Here is a 19,851-nt window from a genome sequence, read left to right on the forward strand (position 1 = left end):
GCCACAAATGGGGATCAGGGTTTATGCAGGGTTTTCTGCTTGAGGATATAAACCGTCACCAACACAGCGCTGGTCAGCATGAACCCGCGCGCCCACGGCAGGGGCACCAGATAGCAGGAAAGCAGGATGCTCGCCCACATCAACCCGATGGCGTAGACCTTGCCCTTGAGGGGAATGCCATTGCCGCTCAGGTAGTCGCGAACCCACGGCCCAAGCCGTGGATGTTCAACCAGCCACTGATAGAAACGCGGTGAGCTACGGGCGAAACAGGCGGCCGCCAGCAACAGGAACGGTGTGGTGGGCAGCACCGGCAGGAAAATCCCGATCACCCCCAGCGCTACGCTCAGCCAGCCGATGGCCAGCAGCACGTAGCGCAACATCAGGGAGCGGTTGCCTATGGGGTTGTCCATAGGCAAAACCTTAGTGGTGACGTGGCTTGAGAATCGCCGGTTTTTCGTCTGGCGCCTGGCACAGCAGGTACAGCGCGGTCAGGGCTTCCGGGATCTGCACGATCATGTCGTCCATCAGGTTGGCGTCTTTGGCTATGTCTTCGAACTCTGGCTGTTCGTCGAACAGACCGGAACCGACCATGATCGGCAGCAGCATTTCGCTGACTTCGTCTTCGGCGGTTTCGAACCAGGCGGCTTCGCGCAGGAATACGCCTTCCATGAAACCGATGCACCAGCCGCGCAGGTCGGAGTCATCCGGCTCTTCGCCCAGGTCGAGGTCGCACGGCAGCTCGAACTCTTCGTCGGACGCCAGTTGGCGGGCGATGTGCGCCTTGAGCAGCAACAGAGTGGATTCGATCGCTTCACGCTCGGTGTCGTCGGCGTAATGCGGCTCTTCGGCGAAGAGCGCGTCGATCCATTCACGGTCGGGAACGCTCTCGGAACAAATCGACAGCGCGGTGAGGTAGCCGTGGGCGGCCACGTAGTCCAGCGCCTCGTCATGCAGCTCGTCGGCGTCGAGGAAGACTTGCAGGCGGGTTAGTTGCTCAGCGAAGGACATTAAAGGGCTACCTTGGGGAATATACGATGCGCGAATTCTAGGCCTTCTTGAGCGCTTGGGCCAGCCGCGCGGTGTATTTGAACCCTTGTGATGGAATCTGCGGTTGGGGCAATAGAAAACCCTGTGGGAGCGGGCTTGCTCGCGAAAGCGGTGTGTCAGGCAGCATTAATGTCGACTGACACCCAGCTTTCGCGAGCAAGCCGCTCCCACAAGGGCCTGTATTGCATTGGCTTTCATGTGTCTTCTCAGCGGCGCCCTTTGCTGGACAGGCGTCGGGTATACTCGCGCGTTTTGTGATGCCCTGCTGGCGTCACGGCTGAGATATGAAGCGTCATGCAATGCGCACTTACGATTTGTCGGTGCAGCTTTGGTGATTCTGAACCAGCCTTGCAGGGATGTTTCGGTGATTTTTGGAGTTTTTATGCTCGAACAGGCTCAACGCGTCCTCAAGGACATCTTCGGCTACGACAGTTTCCGTGGCCGTCAGGGTGCAATCATTGAGCGCGTGGCCAGTGGCGGCGACGCCCTGGTGCTGATGCCTACCGGTGGCGGCAAGTCCTTGTGCTTCCAGGTGCCGGCACTGCTGCGCGAAGGCCTGGCGGTGGTGGTATCACCGCTGATCGCACTGATGGACGATCAGGTTGCCACCCTCGAAGAGCTGGGCGTTGCGGCGGCGGCGTTGAACTCCACGTTGAGCGCTGAGCAACAGCGTGACCTGGCGGCGCGGATCAAGCGCGGCGAGGTAAAAATGCTCTACCTGGCGCCCGAGCGCCTGGTTCAGCCGCGCATGCTGGCGTTTCTGCAAAGCCTTGAAATCGCCCTGTTCGCCATCGACGAAGCGCATTGCGTGTCCCAATGGGGTCACGATTTCCGTCGGGAATACCTGCAATTGGGTCAATTGGCGGAATTGTTCCCCAACGTCCCGCGTATTGCCCTGACCGCAACGGCCGACAAGCGCACCCGCGAAGAAATCGTCGATCGTCTGCATTTGCAGGATGCCGAGCGCTTCCTCTCGAGTTTCGACCGCCCCAATATTTTCTATCGCATCGTGCCCAAGGAACAGCCACGCAAGCAGTTGCTGGCGTTCCTCGCCGAGCGGCGTAGCGATGCCGGTATCGTTTACTGCCTGTCGCGCAAAAAGGTTGATGAAGTAGCGGTGTTCCTCAGTGAGCAAGGTTTCCCCGCGCTGCCGTACCACGCCGGTCTGCCCAACGACACCCGGGCTCACCACCAGAAGCGCTTCCTTAACGAGGAAGGGCTGATCATGGTCGCCACCGTGGCGTTCGGCATGGGTATCGACAAGCCTAACGTACGTTTTGTCGCTCACCTGGATTTGCCGAAGTCCCTTGAGGCCTATTACCAGGAAACCGGTCGCGGCGGTCGTGATGGCCTGCCGGCGGATGCCTGGATGGCGTACGGCCTGCAAGACGTGGTGATGCTCAAGCAGATGCTGCAAAACTCCGAAGGTGACGAGCGCCACAAACGTCTGGAGCAGCACAAGCTCGACGCGATGCTCTCGCTTTGCGAAGAAACCCGCTGCCGTCGCCAGACCCTGCTCGCGTACTTCGACGAAGACATGCCCGAGCCCTGCGGCCACTGCGACAACTGCGTCGACGGTGTGCAAACCTGGGACGCCACCGAGCCGGCCCGTCAGGCACTGTCGGCGATCTACCGCACCGGTCAGCGTTATGGCGTCGGTCATTTGGTCGACGTGTTGCTGGGCAAGGACAACGAAAAGGTTCGCAGCTTTGGTCATCAGCATTTGTCGGTATACGGCGTAGGCAAAGCGATGGGGGAGAGCGAGTGGCGTTCCTTGTTCCGACAGCTTGTTGCCCGTGGTCTGGCGGACATCGATCTTGAAGGCTACGGCGGGCTGCGCCTGAGCGACACCTGTCGACCGCTGCTCAAGGGCGAAGTGACCCTGGAATTGCGCCGCGATCTCAAGCCACAAATCACAGCCAAGACCGCCAGCAAGAGCCCGGCCAGCCAACTGGTTCGCGGTGAAGAGCGCGAACAGTGGGAAGCCTTGCGTGCCCTGCGTCGCAAATTGGCCGAAGAGCATGGCGTGCCGCCGTACGTCATCTTCCCCGACTCAACCCTGCTGGAAATGCTCCGCAGCCAGCCGACCTCGCTGGCGGAAATGGCCACGGTCAGCGGCGTTGGTGCGCGAAAACTGGAGCGTTATGGCGAGGCCTTCCTCGAAGTGCTCGGCGGTCAGGTCGAGGCGCCGAAAGTGGTGGCCGATGTGCGCCATGAGCTGATCACTCTGGCCCGGGCCGGCATGACACCATTGCAAATCGCCGGTCAGTTGCAATGCTCGGAAAAGAACGTCTACGCGATGCTCGCCGAGGCGATCGGCAAGCAGCAGTTATCGCTTGAGCAGGCGCTGGACCTGCCGGAAGAGTTGATGGGCGAAGTCCAGGATGCATTCCTCGACGGCGAAGGCGAACTGCCCCCCGTGTCGGAGATTGCCGCGCTGTTCGCAGGGAGAGTTCCGGAAGGTGTTTTGTATTGCGTTCGTGCCGCCCTGCAGTCGGAATTCGAAGTCTGAATGACCTGCGGCATAGATGTAACGATTCAGTACAGAGCAAACCTTGCCTATAGCCAAAGGTCATGCTTAGCTGACTAATAATTAGTTTTTCTCTATTTCAGTCTAATCATGAGTGTTTTATGCCGTTAACCGATCAACACCGCTTTGGCATGCAATTGGCCCAGATGTCTCGGGGCTGGCGTGCCGAACTGGACCGCCGACTGGCTGGCCTGGGTCTGTCCCAGGCGCGCTGGCTGGTGCTGCTGCACCTGGCGCGTTTCGATGATGCCCCCACTCAACGCGAACTGGCGCAAAGCGTCGGCGTCGAAGGGCCCACCCTGGCTCGATTGCTCGACAGCCTGGAAAGTCAGGGCCTGGTGCAGCGCCAATCCGTACTGGAAGACCGTCGGGCGAAAAAAATCGTCCTGTGTGCCCCGGCTCGGCCCTTGATCGAACAAATTGAAACCATCGCCACTCAATTGCGCCACGAACTGTTCGAGGGCGTTGATGAGGCGGATTTGAAGGTCTGCATGCGGGTCCACGGGCACATTCTGGCCAACCTGGAAAAATCTTGAGGCACAACCTCGCGCCGGACTTTTGAGATACTCCGTTGGGCAGACTATAAAGAACTACTAGGCAATATCGTGTTCGTACCGGATGTGCGAACACGTACAGGTTGGTTCTGGTTATCTAAGGGATGCTCATGCTCGAGAGTTGGCACGTTGTATTGCGGTGTTGCACCAGGCTGCTGCTGGTCGGTGGTGCCGTCACTTACTCGGCATTGGCCCCTGCGCTCGGGTTGGGTGAGATCACCCAGCATTCGGCGTTGAATCAGCCATTCAATGCCGACATCGCCTTGGTGGACGCCGGTGGTCTGGAGGAGGGCGAGTTATCGGTCAGCCTGGCGACGGCGGACGAATTCAGCCGCGCCGGCGTTGAGCGGGTGTTCTTCCTTAACGACCTGAAGTTCACACCGATCCTGCGGGGCAACCGCAGCCTGATCCGGGTGACTTCCAGCAAACCGGTCAAGGAACCCTTCCTGAATTTTCTGGTGCAGATTAATCAGCCCAACGGGCGTTTGCTGCACGAGTACACAGTGCTGATCGATCCGCCGGGTTCGCCGGGAATTGTTCCCATCAACGACGAGCCCGAGCCGCGCCCTCAGTCTTCCGCGTTCCCGTCCGTCGAACCGGCTGTTGCACCGCCACCTGCTGCGAAGGCGGCGGCGCCCAAGCCTGATGTCGATAAACCAGCTGCCGCGCCTGCGAATGATGCTGTTGCCGAACAACTGGCCGCCAGCGTGCTGCAGAACCAACAGTTGCAAAAAAACCTCGATGAACTCAATGCGAAGCTTCAGGCTCAGGACGAGCAGATCGCCGGCCAGAAAAAGCAGGTGATCGAACTGCAAACCCGATTGGCGGAAGTCAAACAGGCATCGTTAGAGCCGGTCGTGCCCCAGGTGACGGCACCGGTGCCCGTTGTAGCAGAGGAGTCTGAACCGACTCCGTGGCTGCTGATCATCGGGTTGCTGGCAGTGGTGGCGTTGGCGTTGCTCGGTGTGTTCATTCGCCGTCAACGACAGCAGGTTCAGGTTCAGGCTCAGGTCCAGCCCGAACCGTTACCCGTGCTGCCGTCGCGCCATGAACCGGTACTCAACCGCACAGCAGAACCGATCAAGCCGGCGTCCCAGCCGCAACCGGTAGCCGGATCGGCCGAAGAGACTCCCGCAGGCGACGTGCTGGAAGGGGTTGGTATCTACCTGGCGTATGGCCGTTTGTCCGAGGCGGCCGGTTTGTTGCGAGATGCGTTGGTCAGGGAACCCCAGCGCACCGATCTGGCCGTGCAGCTGTTGGAAGTCCTCGGTAAACAGGGCGACGTGCAAGCTTATGACGCGCAGGAAAGCAGCCTGCGAGACGCCGGGTTCGATGCACAGCAGCTTCAAGACATCCGCGCCCGCCATCCGAAACTGATCAGCGCCGCACCGGTGGTCGCCGCCGTGGCAGTGATTCCTCCTACGCTTGCAATCCCTGAAGCGGCACCGAGCGATGAGTTCCAGTTGAACCTCGATGACCTGTCGATGGATTCGAATTGGGACCTGATCAGCCCCTTCGAAAACTCATCATCCAGCGCTAAACCGTCGAATGAGCCAGAGCAGGCAAACGACCCCGGGTTCACCTCGAACCTGCATGTGTTGCCCGATGTCTTCGAAATGCCCGAGGAGCCGACGCTGGACGAGCCCGAGCTTGAATGGATCGCCGAATCTGACGCTCAATCTCTGGACGATACCTTTCTCAACGAGTTCAGCGATCCTGCCCAACCGTTGGAACTTGAGCCGCTGAATGCCGAATTGATGGATCTTGAACCGGTCGGGCCGAGCAGCGCGGGCAAACTCGAACAGGCCCAGACCTGCATCGACGACGGCGATCTGGATAGCGCCATCGTGCTGCTTAACGAGCTACTCAAGGACGGCGACGAACCGCTCAAGGAGACGGCCCGGACTCTGTTGGCCGGTATCCGATAACACCTGGCCTCTGTAGGAGCGAGGCTTGCCCGCGAATCAGACGGCGCGGTTTATCAGAATAACCGCATTATCGTTCTTCGCGGGCAAGCCTCGCTCCTACAGGGGCAGAGGTTAGAACGTCTGCCCCAGGTTCAGATAAACCGCCTGTTCATCCGCATCGTTGATGCCGTAACTGAAGTTCAGCGGTCCCAGCGGCGTGTCGAAACCGATGAACATACTGGCTGCATTGATGTAGCCGCTGTCGAACTCATTGTCATTGTTCCAAGCCCGGCCGCGTTCCAGCGAGCCGCCGATGTACAGCGGGAAGTCCAGTGGCAGGTACGAGCGCGGCGTCAGGCGGCGGTAGTAAACACCGCGCATCAGGCTGACGTTCTGCCCGGAGATCGCATCCTCGCTAAAGCCCGACAACTGTCGCGCGCCGCCGAGCAGAAAACTGGAAGTGACCACGTTGGCCTCATCCAGTGTGCGTCCGTAGCGCCCGCCGAGGATGAAGGTGTCCGGGCCGCTGCTCAGGGCCTTGTCCAGTTTGAACTCCCATTGGCGATAGCGTTTGTCCGAACCCAAGCCCGGTTCGAACTGGCGTAACGACAGGCCGATGTCCTGGCCTTCATGAGGGAAATAGACATTGTCCAGCGAGTCGAACGAGTACTTCAGCTCATAGAAACCCTCGTTGAAGTTTTCACTCGGCAAATCCTGATCGCCGATGCGCACGTCAGCCTTGCCCCAGGCTTTCCCAACACCAAAGCGCACTTCGCCGCTATTGCCGATTTGCCGGCCGATGTTCAGGCCCAAACCATAGCGTTCGACGCGGTATTGGGCGATCGGATCGTTGTCCAGAATCGCTTCGACGTTCTGCGCTTCGAACGCCGCATAAGGCGCGATGAAGTAGCGCGAGCCGACATCCAGTGGCTGATAGAACTCGGTGTAAAGTTCCTGCTTGTCACCGAGCTGTGCTCGGGTCAGCCATTCGGCACCGAGGCGATTGATGCCGTTGACCCGGTAACTGGCGCCCAGGTTGAAAGCACTGTCGCCGCGCATATCGTCCGACAGGTTCAAACCCACCCGCAAGTAATCGGTGCCGCTGCGTTTGCCGCGGGCACTGATTACCAGAGTGTGATCGGCGCCCTTATGGACCACGCGGTATTGCACCTGCTCGAAGTAATCGAGGCCGTACAACGTGCCCATGTCAGTTTGTAGACGGCCAAGGTCCAGCGGTTCGCCGATGTGCTGGCGAATGTAGTAACGGATTACATCGTCACCAACCTTCGAGTCGTTTTCCACTTTGATCGCAGTGATGATCGGCGTGCGCTGGCTCGGCGCCCGGGCGGCGGTCAGTTCGGCGTCCAGTGGTTGTGCAGGTTTGAGCCGCGCCAGACGCGCGTCGAGAATTCTGGTTGCGCGGTAGCCGGCGTCGATCATTTCCTGGGCTTTACCAAAATCGGTAACCCCGAAACTCGCCAGCGGTGGCTGGATCAATACGTCGTCTTTGTGCAGGGTGGCCAGTTGTTCTTCGGAGTTGCGCCGGGTCATCAGGGTGATTGACTGGTTCAACACATCGACCACTGTGGTCAGTTGCTTGCGATTGCGCAGCGGCGTGCCGATGTCGACCACGATGGCGATGTCGACGCCCATCTCCCGCGCCACATCCAGCGGGATGTTGTCGGTCATGCCACCGTCCACCAGCAAGCGGCCGTTGAGCTCGACCGGCGCGAACACCGCCGGGATCGACATGCTGGCGCGAATCACCTGAGGCAGGTGGCCCTTGCGGAACACCACTTTTTCGCCGCTGGCGATGTCGGTTGCCACCGCCCGGAACGGAATCGGCAGTTTGTCGAAATCGCGGGTATCGCTGGCATGAGCCAGCAAGCTTTCCAGCAATAGCGCCAGGTTTTGGCCTTGAATCACGCCAAGTGGCAGGCCGAGGCTGCCGTCGTCACGGAAACTGAGTTTCTGTTTGACGAGGAAATCCCGGTCATCCTGTTTACGTCGAAACGGTACGTCTTCCCGAGGCGGGGCGTCGGACAGCGCCTGTTGCCAGTCGATGCTCAGGGCGAGTTTTTCCAGTTCATCGATCTTGTAGCCCGAGGCATACAGGCCGCCGACCACCGCGCCCATGCTGGTGCCGGCAATCGCATCGATCTTGATGCCTTGTTCTTCCAGTGCCTTGAGCACACCAATGTGGGCCAAGCCACGGGCGGCACCACCGGACAGCACCAGACCGATTTTTGGTCGAGGGGCTTCGACGGCTTGCACGATCAAGGGGAAGAGGCACAGCAACAGGCAGGACAGCAAACGGCGCATCATGGATCTCGGGGCGAGCGATAAAGGCGGCTATTATAGCGAGCCCCTCTGGCACAGGAGTTTTGCCAATCATGACCGCACGTAAACCGGAAATCGTCATCACCTACTGCACGCAATGCCAATGGCTGTTGCGCGCCGCCTGGCTGGCCCAGGAACTGCTCAGCACCTTCGGCGATGACCTGGGCAAAGTGTCCCTGGTGCCCGGCACCGGCGGGGTTTTTCACATTTTCTGTGACGATGTGCAGCTCTGGGAGCGCAAGGCCGATGGCGGTTTTCCCGAGGCCAAGGTGCTCAAGCAGCGGGTCCGCGATCAGATCGATCCGGACCGCGACCTGGGCCACAACGACCGCCCTCAGTGAGACGGGGCTTGTGCCGCTACAGCGTTCTTGCTTGAACTGCCGGACAACCGGCTCGAGACCACGATAGCCACGATGATCAGTGCGCCGCCGATCAGCATGCGCAGGGTCGGGTTTTCATCGAACAGCAGCCAGGCCAGGGTGATGCCGTAAACCGGTTCCAGAGCAAACACCACTGACGCAGTCCGGGCTTTGATCACCGCCAGGCTGGCGACGAACAGGCTATGGGCGACGCCGGTACAGAACACCCCGAGCAGACCGATCCACAGCCAGTCGATGGCGCGCACTTCGCTCAACTGCGGCACCGCCACCGGCAGCAGGCAAATCGCAACCACCACGTTCTGACATAGAGCCGCCTGCACCGGCGGAATTCGTCCGGAGCTGGCGCGGTTGGTCAGGGACAGCAGGGCGAACAACAAGCCGGACGCCACCGCCCACAACAGGCCGATGGTGGCACCGCTGGCCAGATCGAAATCCGGCGTGACCAATACCAGTCCAATACTGACCAGCACCACCAGCAGGATTTCATTGGCGCGGATGCGCTCGCGGAAAATCAGCCCCTCGAGGATCACGGTAAACGCCGGGAAACTGGCAAAACCCAGGGTCGCGATCGCCACCCCGGCGACCTTCACCGCGATGAAGAAACTCACCCAGTGCCCAGTCAGCAGCAAGCCGCTAAGCAGCAGGCGGCGCAGGTCCACTGCATCGAGTTTCTGCCAACGGGTATTACTGGCGAACCGTGCGAAAAACGCCAGGGCGAGGACGGCAAACGCGGCACGGCCGAACACGATGATGGCCGGCGAGGCAGCGGCGAGTTTGCCGAATACGCCAGTGAGGCCGAACATCAATGCACCGATATGCAGAGCGCCAAGGGCGGTACGGGGAGTCATTGCAATCCTTGATAAACGAATCGAGTCCGGCCGACAACATCGTCGGCCCCTGTAGGAGCTGCCGAAGGCTGCGATCTTTTGATCTTGCTTTTGGAGATCAAGATCAAAAGATCGCAGCCTTCGCCAGCTCCTACATTGAATCGCGTTGAGCCGGTTATGTCTGTCGCCAGACTCGCGTCATTTGTCGCCAGCCTCTCGGCGCAATTTACCGGGCGAGGCACCGAACTCGCGTAGCACCGCCGCGGCGAAGGCACTCTGCGAGCTGTAACCAACCCGACAGGCGATCTCGCCAATGGGTAACGCTGAATCGCGCAACAGGCTCACGGCAATGTGCAGCCGACGACTGCGAATGTAGTCCATCGGCGTTTGCCCGCATTCCGCCACAAACCGTGCATGCAACCGAGCGCTGGACAAGCCGGCGATGCGCGCCAGATCGGCGACTTGCAGTGGATAGGCCGCGTATTGATCGATGTGCGCATTCAGTGCTGCATAAGGCAGACGTCGACCGCCCACGCTGTCGGGTTTGGCGTTGTTCAGGCTGGCCAGCAACAGCACCGCGCCTTGCTGGGCAATCAGCGGATCACTGATCTGACTGCCCGCCAGCCAACTCACCAGTTGGCTTTGCCCTGCGTCCAGCGACAGGCGCCCGGCATTGTCGAGCAAGCGGCGACTGGCTTCGGCGTGATCGCCAAGGGACTGCGAAACCCACTGGTCGCTCGGCACATCCAGCACCAGGCAACGACTGCCATGGGCGCTGTCGCAGGCATGATGTGCCCCCGACGGCACCACCACGAAACTCTGCTGCACCACCTGACTACCATGCCCCTCGACCTCGAAATCCAGCGCGCCCGACAGCCCGAACACCAATTGCGCATGGTCGTGGCTATGGACGATCAGGTCGTGGGTGTACTGGCGTAGCGTGAGGATCGGTCTCATCGCAGGTCTCCTGGGCAGGTCGCCAGTCTACACCGGGCGCGGCCCGACTCGCGCTGTCACACGACTGACTTGCCACTGTCATGGGCAATTCACCCGACCGGCGCAAGCTTGCCAAAACTTGTCCTGAGGGTTGCCCATGACCAGCGCCGAGCTCGCCAAACCCAGCCGTAAGCAACGTGTACGGACCTTGTGGATTTCCGATGTGCATTTGGGCACCCGGGATTGCCAGGCCGAACATCTGTCGCAGTTTCTCAAGGGCTACCACACCGACAAGATCTACCTGGTCGGCGACATCATCGACGGCTGGAAACTGCGCAGTGGTATGTATTGGCCCCAGGCGCACACCAATGTGATTCGTCGCCTGCTGACCATGAGCAAGCGCGGTACAGAGGTGATCTACGTCACCGGCAACCATGATGAATTCCTGCGCCGTTATTCGAAGCTGATGCTGGGCAATATCCAACTGGTGGACGAAGCCGTGCACGTGACCGCCGATGGCCGTCATCTGCTGGTGATTCACGGCGACCAGTTCGACGTGATCACCCGTTACCATCGCTGGCTGGCTTTTCTCGGCGATTCGGCCTACGAATTCACCCTGACGCTCAACCGCTGGCTCAACCATTGGCGTGCCCGTTATGGCTACGGCTACTGGTCGCTGTCGGCGTACCTCAAGCACAAGGTCAAGACCGCCGTCAGCTTCATCAGCGATTTTGAAGAAGCCATCGCCCACGAATGCGTCAAACGCGAGTTGCACGGGGTGGTGTGCGGGCACATTCACCATGCCGAGATTCGCAAGGTCGGTGGGGTGGATTACCTCAATTGTGGGGATTGGGTGGAGTCGTGCACGGCGCTGATCGAGCATTGGGATGGGTCGATCGAGCTGTATCGGTTGGCCGATGCCCAAGCGCGGGAGGCCGAGTTGAAGACGGTGAAGGTTGCGGAGCCGGCTTAAAAATCAGGTGTATTGGCCGACCCCATCGCGGGCAAGCCCGCTCCCACGGGGTTGTGGTGGTGCACAACTTTTTTGAACACTGCAAAAACCTGTGGGAGCGGGCTTGCCCGCGATGGACCGCGAAGCGGTCTCCTGAGACCTGTCAGGCTGGCGCGTGCTCTTCCATCGCCGCCTTGTAAATCGAATGCTTCGGCTGCGCAAACAACCGCTCCACCATCGGTTCGAAGAAGCTCAGCGGCAGTGTGTCGTACGCAGGATCAAACGCCGCTGCATCGTACCGGGCACAAAATTCGATGGTCGCCTGATACTGCGGATGACCGCTGAATTGCTCGCGCAAATGCCGGTCCATGCCCAGGTGATGAAAGAAGTAATAACCCTGGAAAATCCCATGCTTCTCCACCATCCACAGGTTCTCGGCGCTGACGAACGGCTTGAGGATCGCTGCGGCGATGTCCGGGTGATTGTAGGAGCCTAGTGTGTCGCCAATGTCATGGAGCAGGGCGCAAACTACGTATTCTTCGTCGCGACCATCACGCCACGCGCGGCTGGCGGTTTGCAGGGAGTGGGTCAGACGATCCACCGGGAAACCACCGAAATCCCCCTCCAGTAACTTCAGGTGCGCCACGATCCGTTTGGGCAATTGCCGGGCATAGGCGCTGAAATCTGCGGCGATGATCGCCCAGTCTTCCTGCGTGCCGTCCTGCATATGGGTAAAACGGGCATGGGCATTCATCGGCTATCCTCTTGTTCTGATCGAAAGGGATGTTTGAGTGTAGGACTTGGATCCAAGGCTGCACTGGCTGCCCAAGACGCTTTTGTGGCCAATGGAGCCTAGAACGCCACACGACCCAGAATCATGTCGCGGTACATGACGAAATCGCCGAGCAGGCTGTAAAGAGGATGCTGAAAGGTGGCAGGACGATTCTTCTCGAAGAAGAAATGCCCGACCCAGGCAAAACTGTAACCAGCCAGCGGCAGGGCCAGCAACATCCACCATGCGCCGTTGCCGATGGTCAGCACCAGAATGAAAATAACCAGCGAGGTGCCGACAAAGTGCAATCGTCGACAAGTGCTGTTGCGATGTTCGCTGAGGTAATACGGGTAAAACTCAGCGAAGTTGTTGAAGCGTTTGATGTTTTCCACGACTGCGGTCTCTGTGGTGGCTGTTCACGCGACAAGTTGTTCTGCGGGTAGCTTATTTAAGTCTAGAGTGATCATTGGTATCAGCCAGTGACAATAGGCGCCACTTTAGTATCCTTGGGTATTGGGTCGTGGCATGCGGCCATCACGTAGTAAACGCCATGAGCGAACGAACGACTTCTGCAAGCTGGGCGATGGGGATTGTCAAAGCACTGGAAATGGACGGCCTGGATTGCCGGGTTCTGTTCAAGCAGCTAGGGCTCGACTATGCGGCACTGGATGATCCGGATGCGCGCTTCCCGCAAGATTCCATGACGCGGCTCTGGCAGCGCGCGGTCGAGCTGTCCGGCAACCCGGCGATCGGCCTGAACATGGGCAAGGTCGTGCGACCGGCGTCCTTCCATGTCGCCGGTTATGCCTTGATGTCCAGCCAGACCCTGGCTGAAGGCTTTCAACGTCTGGTGCGTTATCAGCGAATCATCGCCGAAAGTGCCGACTTGAGTTTTCGATTGCTGGATGAGGGGTATGCGCTGATTCTGACGGTGCATGGCGATCACCTGCCACCGACCCGGCAGAGTGCCGAAGCATCAATGGCCTGCGCCCTGGCACTTTGCGGCTGGCTGACCGGCCGCGCGCTCCAGCCGCGCAAAGTCTTGCTGCAAGGCGATGAGCCCGTTGATTTTGAACCTTATAAACAAGCTTTCCATGCCCCGTTGATGTTCAACGCGCCGTATGACGCCTTGATCTTCGAGCGCGTCGACATGGAGGCACCGCTGCCCACCGCCAACGAGGCGATGGCGCGGTTGCACGACCGGTTTGCCGGCGAATACCTGGCGCGGTTTTCCGAGACCCGCGTGACTCACAAAGCGCGGCAGGTGTTATGCCGTCTGCTGCCCCAGGGCGAACCCAAACGCGATGCGGTGGCCCAGACGCTGCACTTGTCGCAACGCACCTTGCAGCGCCGCTTGCAGGAAGAGGGCACGAGTTTTCAGGCGTTGCTGGATGACACCCGACGTGAACTGGCCGAGCAATACCTGGCGCAACCGAACATGACCCTGCTGGAAATCGCCTACCTGCTGGGGTTTGCCGATCCGAGCAACTTTTTCCGCGCCTTCCGACGCTGGTTCGATTCCACCCCCGGCGAATACCGGACGCGGCTGATGGAAGCGCCCCTGCCGATCAGTGACGCCAGAACGCCGGGATACACAGAACAAACACCGTAATGATCTCCAGTCGGCCCAGCAGCATGCCGAACGAGAGAATCCACTTCGCGGCATCCGGCAGGCTGGCGAAGTTACCCGCCGGGCCAATCGTTTCGCCAAGCCCCGGGCCTACGCCAGACACCGTGGCGGCCGCGCCGGTAAGCGCGGTCATCCAGTCCACGCCCAGTAGCGACAGCAGCAACGCGATGACGCAAATAGTGATGGCGAAGAAGAACGAAAAGGTCAGGATCGAGCGCACGATCTCTTCGTCGAGACGGTGGCCGTTGTACTTCTGCTTGATCACCGCGCGCGGGTGAATCAATTGGTTAAGGTTGGCCTTGAGCAGAATATAGGCAACCTGGAACCGGAAAATCTTGATCCCGCCAGCGGTCGACCCCGAGCAGCCGCCGACAAACCCCAGGTAAAAGAACAGCATCAGTGAGAAGTTACCCCAGAGGCTGTAGTCCCCCAGTGCAAAACCGGTGGTGGTCACCACCGACGTCACGTTCAGCGCCACATGCCGCAAGGCCTCCAGCCAGTGCAGCTGAGTAGTCCACCAGTACCAGGTGCCGAGCACCAGCCAGGTCACCAGCAACATGCCGAGCAAGCCTTGAACCTGTTCATCCTTGATCAAGGCCCGACGGTTACCGCGCAGCGTCGCCACGTACAGGGTGAACGGCAGGGCACCGAGAATCATGATGACGACGGCGACCCAATGCACCGCAGGCTCCGGCCATTTGGCCAAAGACAGGTCGGAGGTCGAGAAACCACCGGTGGAAATCGCTGACATCGCATGATTGATTGCATCGAATGGGCTCATCCCGGCCCACCAGAACGCCAGGCTGCCGAAAATGGTGATGCCGACGTAGGCCGCAACAATCAAACGCGCCACCATGTGCGAACGGGGCATGACTTTTTCGGAACGGTCCGACGACTCGGTCTGAAACAGCCGCATGCCACCGATGCGCAGCAATGGCAAAATCGCTACCGCCATGCCGATAAAACCGATGCCGCCGATCCAGTGCAGCAATGAGCGCCACATCAGGATGCCGGGAGACATGCTGTCCAGGCCAGTGAGCACCGTCGCACCGGTGGCGGTGATGCCGGACATGCTTTCGAAGAACGAGTCGGTGTAGCTGATGTGTTGGGTCAGCAGGAACGGCAGGGCGGCGAAGATACACACCACCAGCCAGCTGCTGACGGTCAGCAGGTACATGTCTCGCGGGCGCAGATGGATGTGCTCGGGGCGTCCGGGTATCACCAGAGCGAGGCCGGCGACAAAGGTGATCATGCTCGCCCAGAGGAACGACGGCAGGTCGCTGGTGCGCTCGAAGATCACCAGCGTGGCCATGGGCACGACCATGGCGATGGCCAGCGTGATCAGGAAGATGCCGATGATGAAACCAATGATCCGTAAGGTCGGCAACGCCATGAAGTCCGCTCGGGCTAATAGTAAGAAGGGCGCCATTCTACCTGCGGGGCAGGGCATGTAAACCGACGCCGTCGCGACAGTTGACGCTAGAATAGCCAGACAATTTCTACAGGAGGTGGCCGATGGAGGCTCTCGACGCTTTGCTCAACCGTGTTTCCGTCCCACGACTGCTCGATCCGGCGCCAACCGCCGAGCAACGGGAAGTGTTGTTTGCCGCCGCGATGCGCGCGCCAGACCATGGCCACTTGCAGCCTTGGCGCTTCCTGACAGTCGAAGGCGCGGCGCGCGAGCAAATGGGTGAGTTGCTGGCCGAAGCGGCGAAGCTGCAAGACAGTGATGTGTCCGAGGCCTTGCTGGACAAGGCGCGCAACGGCCCGTTGCGTGCGCCGCTGGTGGTTGTGGTGATTGCGCGTTTGCAGGAGCACGACAAGTATCCCAAGTCCGAGCAACTCTTGGCGGCCGGTTGTGCAGCTCACGGGATTTTGCTGGCGGCCTATGCGCAAGGCATTGGCGCGGTGTGGCGCACCGGTGAGCTGGCTTATTCAGCGCATGTGGCTAAAGGCTTGGGATTGGCGGAAGGGGAAGAGGTGATTGCGTTTCTTTACCTTGGCACGCCGCAGAAAGAACCGCGTGTGGCGGAGAAAGTTGATTTGACCGAGTTCGTTAGCGCCTGGCCGGGTAGTAACTGAGGAAACGATTCCCCTGTGGGAGCGGGCTTGCCCGCGATAGCGGAGTGTCAGGCACTGAGATGTTGAATGTGCCGCCGCCATCGCGGGCAAGCCCGCTCCCACAGGGTTCAGGGTTGAACCACGGCCCCCGGTACTAGAGGCAACTCCAGGCTGGCAATAAACCCGCCCTCCGGATGATTGGCCAGCACCAGACTGCCGCCATGCCGCTCCGCCGCTCTACGCGCAATGGCCAGCCCGAGGCCATGTCCGGCCGCTGTTTGCCCCGGTGCCCGATAGAACGGTTCAGCCAGCTGATTCAAATGCTCGGCCTCTACGCCGGGGCCGTGGTCGCGCACGCTGACCACAATCCTGTCGCCCTGGCGCAACGCCTGCATTTCGATCGGTTGCCCGATCGGGTTAAAGCGCTGGGCATTACGCAGCAGGTTGTCCACGGCACGCTCGATCATGGTCGGCCAGCCTTTGAGGTTCAGTTGCGGCTCGGCCTCAAGGCGCACGTTCTGCTCGGGCGAGCCCAGCTGCGCATCTTTTTGCAGGGTATTGAGCAGCGCGTTTAGATCGACTTCTTCGGCGCTGGCATTGTCGGCATCGACGCGCGCCAGTACCAGGATTTCGCTGATCAGCGCTTCCAGTCGATCGCATTCACGGGTCAGGCGCGGCCAGAGTTTTTCCCGCTCCTCAGGATTCGCCCGCTCGGCCAGTGCCAAGGCAATGCGCAGTCGGGCCAAGGGTGAACGCAACTCGTGAGACACGTCCCGCAGTAGTTGCCGCTGGCTGCCGATCAGGCTTTGCAGGCGCGCGCCCATGCGGTTGAAGTCGTTGGCCAGCACGCCGAACTCATCGCGACGGTTGGCCAGTTGCGCCAGGCTGTTCTGTTGATACGTCGTCTGCCCGAGGTCATGCACCGCACCGCGCAAACGGCTCAGCGGTCGGGTGATGGAAAAGGTCACCAGCAGGCTGAACAGGGTCAGCACCACCAGCGCGATACCCAGCGCACTCAACGGCCAGAGCAGGCTTTCACGGTGCCAGGCATCCAGTTCCGGGTGCGGAATGCGGTAGATCAGCAGGTAGGTGTCGCCCGTCTTGGCGCTGGTGTATTCATCGGTCAGGCGCCGCCATGGCAGGCGCCGATCATCGTTTTGCTGCCGTGCCTCGAACGCCGCCGCCCGCCGAGGGAAGGTGCCGCGTACCACCGGGTCACCGGTCTCATTGAGCACCTGAACGTCGATGTGATACTGGCGCTTGCGCTGCTCCAGAATGTCCTGGGCGGCTTCTTCGCCCTGGCTTTCGTAGGTTTGCGTCCACTGTTCGGGCAGGTTGTTAAGGCCCGGGTGGCGACTGAGAATCCATGCATCCTGGTTGAGCATGTGCCCGAGCAGAATGGAAAGGCCCGCAACCAGAGCAATGGCCAGCCAGAAGCTGGCCAGGATACGCCAGAACAATGAGCGCACAGAAAATCCTCAACTAGCGCAAATTCATGTGGGAGCGGGCCTGTGTGGTAAGGGAGCTTGCCCCCGTTCGGCTGCGAAGCAGTCGTAAACCCGTTACCTGCGGTTTAACTTTGAAATGCCGGGGCCGCTTCGCGACCCAACGGGGCGATGCGGCGTTCCGACAAGCCCCCTCGCCACAGGCAACCCCCCTCACCACACAGGCCTGCTCCCACATTTTAAATGGCAACAGACCCAACGGGGTTTAGCCGTTGGGTCCAGGGTTAGCGCATTATTGCGCTTTTTGCGCTTGCTGCGCTTTCCAGGCCTTGAACTCGGCCCATTCGGCGCGACGCTCAGCTTTTTTCTGCTGAATCTCGTCGAATTGCTTCTGTTGATCCGGTTTCAGCAGTGCGCGAACATCGGCGTCAGCTTTCTTGTGCTTGGCCTCCATCTCGTCTTTCAGGGCTTTCTGATCGGCTGGCGAGAGTTTTTCCAGGTACTTGTCGACCAATTGCTGACGCTCATGCATCTGCTCGCCCATGATCTTGCGGATCTGCTCGCGCTGTTCGCGGCTCAGGTCCAGCTGGCTGTAAGGGCCTTTACCGTGCATGCCGTGCATCTGACCGCCGTGGCGTGAGCCGTCCATGTGGTCACCCATCGGACCCGCGCCTTCAGGCATGGCCATGGCAACGGTCGGCAGGGCGGCAGCAAACATCAGAGCGATAAGAGTCTTGCGCATGGTGTATCTCCTTGTCTCATTCCCGGTACGTTCCGGATGTGTGCAGATTACGGAGATCTAGGTCAGCGGCGGTCAGCGGAGCGTAAAGCTTGGGTAAAGACGATTTTCTACCTTGCTGACAAAACTCCACAGCTACCAGTCTGTGGTGGGCCGCTTCGCAGCCCGGCGGGAGCAAGCTCCCTCGCCACAGGTGGCGCTTATCCAGTTCTTTCTCGGTTCTTACAGGCTGTAGTAGTAACCGCGACTGCGCAGGGCAACGATGCGTGGACGACCATCGGGGTGCGGGCCGATTTTTTTGCGCAGGTTGCTCACGTGCATATCCAGGCTACGGTCGTACAGGGTCAGTTTGCGACCGAGGGCGATTTGCGCCAGTTCCTGTTTATCCAGCGGTTCACCGGGCTGCTTGAGCAGGGCTTCGAGCAGACGGCTTTCGGAGACGGTGAGGGTGAACTCCTGTTCATCGATGCTGACCACGCCACGCACCGGGCTGAAGCACAAATCGCCAAGTTCGAGCTGGCTGGAAACTGCCGTCGGATGACTGCGGCGCAACACCGCGCGCAGGCGGGCTGTCAGTTCCCGCGGATCGCACGGTTTGGCCAGGTAATCATCGGCACCGAGTTCCAGGCCGAGAATGCGGTCCAGCGGTTCGCCACGGGCCGAAAGCATCAGCACCGGCAAATCCGGATGGTCACTGCGCAGTTGCTTGAGCAGTTCCAGGCCGCTGCCATCCGGCAGCATCACGTCCAGCACCACGGCCGCGGGGGACGTTTCAGCCAGTGCGCGACGAGCACTCTGGCCGTCGTGGCAGGCGCGGACCTGAAAGCCTTCCTGGCTCAGCCAACTGCTCAGAAGCTCACACAGCTCCTGGTCATCATCAATTAATAACAGCTCGCTCATGACTCACTCAATTTAGCCATTGCCGACGTTTTCTGGTTGCACCACTGGCGAAGATACCGCAGAGCAGGGCCGATAGCGCTACTGCGGCACCGATAACAAACCATTGCTGCTGATCTGTCAGCAGGCGCGGCAACGGGCTGCTGGCCTGGGCTTCCTTGAGTTGCAGCTTCAGGCGCTGATTCTCTTGGCGCAACCGGCTCAGCTGGGCGCTTTCGCGTTCGCCATCGGTATTTTGCAGTTGTTTACTCAATTCTTCTCGTTGCTGTTCGCTTGCCTTCAAGCGCTGCTGCAACTCGGTGATCTGGCTGCCGGCGCTCAAGGACAGCGGCGTCGAACTACCGCCATTGGCGCTTTCTTCACCATGGGCGGGCGCCATGATCGACAACGTCACCAGCATCAGACACAACGGACCTTTGCGCATCGCAACTCCTGATTCCAATACGAGTATTGGGCAGGTTGTCGGCCGATAAACGAGAATAATGAGCGATTGAACGCGCGATGAACCGACAAGGCTCATCGCGCGGGAGAGCTTTACGGGAGGACTTGCTTGAACGGCTTGACCAAAACGTTGGCGTAGACGCCTGCGGCAATGTACGGATCGGCGTCGGCCCAGGCCTGTGCGGCGCTCAGCGAATCGAATTCGGCAACGATCAGGCTGCCGGTGAAACCCGCCGCGCCCGGATCATTGCTGTCGACCGCCGGGTGCGGACCGGCCAATACGATACGACCTTCACCTTTAAGCACTTGCAGGCGCTCAAGGTGCGCAGGCCGTGCGGCCAGGCGGGCTTCCAGGGAGTTGGCGACGTCTGTGGCAATGATTGCGTAAAGCAT

Annotated in this window: 20 protein-coding genes; 7 read left to right on the top strand and 13 right to left on the bottom strand. The window is 60.0% G+C overall.

Going from position 1 to position 19,851, the window contains the following annotated elements; genetic code table 11:
• Positions 1 to 14 precede the first annotated feature (14 nt).
• Both AB3226_RS22475 and AB3226_RS22480 read right to left on the bottom strand, forming a co-directional pair.
• Positions 15 to 410, bottom strand: a complete 396-nt coding sequence (locus tag AB3226_RS22475; protein WP_367374662.1) for a YbaN family protein — start codon at positions 408 to 410, stop codon at positions 15 to 17.
• Positions 411 to 420: 10 nt separating this feature from the next.
• Complete coding sequence (locus AB3226_RS22480) at positions 421 to 1,008, bottom strand: YecA family protein (RefSeq protein ID WP_038979493.1); 588 nt, start codon at positions 1,006 to 1,008, stop codon at positions 421 to 423.
• A 421-nt stretch (positions 1,009 to 1,429) separates the two neighbouring features.
• Here AB3226_RS22480 and recQ point away from each other — a divergent pair, with 421 nt between their 5' ends.
• The 3 genes from recQ to AB3226_RS22495 all read left to right on the top strand — a co-directional run bounded on the left by recQ (position 1,430) and on the right by AB3226_RS22495 (position 6,059).
• Positions 1,430 to 3,559 carry a DNA helicase RecQ gene (recQ, locus tag AB3226_RS22485; protein WP_038979494.1) on the top strand — a complete coding sequence of 710 codons (2,130 nt, stop codon included), beginning with the start codon at positions 1,430 to 1,432 and terminating at the stop codon, positions 3,557 to 3,559.
• A 119-nt stretch (positions 3,560 to 3,678) separates the two neighbouring features.
• Positions 3,679 to 4,113: a MarR family transcriptional regulator gene (locus AB3226_RS22490; RefSeq protein ID WP_007895007.1), complete on the top strand. Its 435-nt coding sequence runs from the start codon at positions 3,679 to 3,681 to the stop codon at positions 4,111 to 4,113.
• A 128-nt stretch (positions 4,114 to 4,241) separates the two neighbouring features.
• The gene (locus tag AB3226_RS22495) at positions 4,242 to 6,059 is read left to right on the top strand and encodes a FimV/HubP family polar landmark protein (RefSeq protein WP_367374663.1); all 1,818 of its coding nucleotides are present in this window, start codon (positions 4,242 to 4,244) and stop codon (positions 6,057 to 6,059) included.
• Positions 6,060 to 6,170: 111 nt separating this feature from the next.
• Here AB3226_RS22495 and AB3226_RS22500 read toward each other — a convergent pair whose 3' ends face one another.
• Positions 6,171 to 8,360: a patatin-like phospholipase family protein gene (locus AB3226_RS22500; protein ID WP_367374664.1), complete on the bottom strand. Its 2,190-nt coding sequence runs from the start codon at positions 8,358 to 8,360 to the stop codon at positions 6,171 to 6,173.
• Between the two features lie 71 nt (positions 8,361 to 8,431).
• Between AB3226_RS22500 and AB3226_RS22505 the strand changes: the two genes are divergently transcribed.
• A complete protein-coding gene (locus AB3226_RS22505) occupies positions 8,432 to 8,719 on the top strand; it encodes a SelT/SelW/SelH family protein (RefSeq protein WP_192345668.1) in 288 nt (95 codons plus the stop codon).
• Here AB3226_RS22505 and AB3226_RS22510 read toward each other — a convergent pair.
• Together AB3226_RS22510 and AB3226_RS22515 are read right to left on the bottom strand one after the other, a co-directional pair.
• A complete protein-coding gene (locus tag AB3226_RS22510) occupies positions 8,713 to 9,606 on the bottom strand; it encodes a DMT family transporter (RefSeq protein WP_367374665.1) in 894 nt (297 codons plus the stop codon). The genes AB3226_RS22505 and AB3226_RS22510 overlap by 7 nt on opposite strands.
• 177 nt (positions 9,607 to 9,783) lie before the next feature.
• Positions 9,784 to 10,542, bottom strand: coding sequence for an AraC family transcriptional regulator (locus AB3226_RS22515; protein ID WP_367374666.1), 759 nt, complete (start codon positions 10,540 to 10,542; stop codon positions 9,784 to 9,786).
• A gap of 136 nt (positions 10,543 to 10,678) precedes the next feature.
• Here AB3226_RS22515 and AB3226_RS22520 point away from each other — a divergent pair, with 136 nt between their 5' ends.
• On the top strand, positions 10,679 to 11,494 hold the full coding sequence (locus tag AB3226_RS22520) for a UDP-2,3-diacylglucosamine diphosphatase (RefSeq protein WP_367374667.1): 816 nt from the start codon (positions 10,679 to 10,681) through the stop codon (positions 11,492 to 11,494).
• 142 nt (positions 11,495 to 11,636) lie between these two features.
• On the opposite strand, the gene AB3226_RS22525 is transcribed toward AB3226_RS22520, so the two are convergent.
• Both AB3226_RS22525 and AB3226_RS22530 read right to left on the bottom strand, forming a co-directional pair.
• Positions 11,637 to 12,227, bottom strand: coding sequence for an HD domain-containing protein (locus AB3226_RS22525; RefSeq protein WP_367374668.1), 591 nt, complete (start codon positions 12,225 to 12,227; stop codon positions 11,637 to 11,639).
• A gap of 98 nt (positions 12,228 to 12,325) precedes the next feature.
• Positions 12,326 to 12,637 carry an Mpo1-like protein gene (locus tag AB3226_RS22530; RefSeq protein WP_367374669.1) on the bottom strand — a complete coding sequence of 104 codons (312 nt, stop codon included), beginning with the start codon at positions 12,635 to 12,637 and terminating at the stop codon, positions 12,326 to 12,328.
• Between the two features lie 158 nt (positions 12,638 to 12,795).
• Between AB3226_RS22530 and AB3226_RS22535 the strand changes: the two genes are divergently transcribed.
• Positions 12,796 to 13,857: an AraC family transcriptional regulator gene (locus AB3226_RS22535; RefSeq protein WP_367374670.1), complete on the top strand. Its 1,062-nt coding sequence runs from the start codon at positions 12,796 to 12,798 to the stop codon at positions 13,855 to 13,857.
• Here the strand turns inward: AB3226_RS22535 and AB3226_RS22540 are convergent.
• Positions 13,814 to 15,268 carry a TrkH family potassium uptake protein gene (locus AB3226_RS22540; protein WP_367374671.1) on the bottom strand — a complete coding sequence of 485 codons (1,455 nt, stop codon included), beginning with the start codon at positions 15,266 to 15,268 and terminating at the stop codon, positions 13,814 to 13,816. The two genes, AB3226_RS22535 and AB3226_RS22540, sit on opposite strands and share 44 nt — an antisense overlap.
• Positions 15,269 to 15,390: 122 nt before the next feature.
• On the opposite strand from AB3226_RS22540, the gene AB3226_RS22545 reads away from it, so the two are divergent.
• On the top strand, positions 15,391 to 15,957 hold the full coding sequence (locus AB3226_RS22545; protein ID WP_367374672.1) for an NAD(P)H nitroreductase: 567 nt from the start codon (positions 15,391 to 15,393) through the stop codon (positions 15,955 to 15,957).
• Positions 15,958 to 16,064: 107 nt separating this feature from the next.
• On the opposite strand, the gene AB3226_RS22550 is transcribed toward AB3226_RS22545, so the two are convergent.
• From AB3226_RS22550 to AB3226_RS22570, 5 genes are all read right to left on the bottom strand, one after another.
• A complete protein-coding gene (locus tag AB3226_RS22550) occupies positions 16,065 to 17,405 on the bottom strand; it encodes a sensor histidine kinase (RefSeq protein WP_367374673.1) in 1,341 nt (446 codons plus the stop codon).
• Between the two features lie 268 nt (positions 17,406 to 17,673).
• The gene (locus AB3226_RS22555; RefSeq protein ID WP_367374674.1) at positions 17,674 to 18,123 is read right to left on the bottom strand and encodes a Spy/CpxP family protein refolding chaperone; all 450 of its coding nucleotides are present in this window, start codon (positions 18,121 to 18,123) and stop codon (positions 17,674 to 17,676) included.
• Positions 18,124 to 18,342: 219 nt separating this feature from the next.
• The gene (locus AB3226_RS22560) at positions 18,343 to 19,020 is read right to left on the bottom strand and encodes a response regulator transcription factor (protein WP_008010984.1); all 678 of its coding nucleotides are present in this window, start codon (positions 19,018 to 19,020) and stop codon (positions 18,343 to 18,345) included.
• Between the two features lie 7 nt (positions 19,021 to 19,027).
• Positions 19,028 to 19,441 carry a translation initiation factor 2 gene (locus AB3226_RS22565; protein ID WP_258620642.1) on the bottom strand — a complete coding sequence of 138 codons (414 nt, stop codon included), beginning with the start codon at positions 19,439 to 19,441 and terminating at the stop codon, positions 19,028 to 19,030.
• Positions 19,442 to 19,551: 110 nt separating this feature from the next.
• Complete coding sequence (locus tag AB3226_RS22570; protein WP_007984134.1) at positions 19,552 to 19,851, bottom strand: YciI family protein; 300 nt, start codon at positions 19,849 to 19,851, stop codon at positions 19,552 to 19,554.

Origin of the sequence: Pseudomonas lini (assembly GCF_964063345.1) — a bacterium.
Classification (GTDB): Bacteria; Pseudomonadota; Gammaproteobacteria; order Pseudomonadales; family Pseudomonadaceae; genus Aquipseudomonas; species Aquipseudomonas lini_B.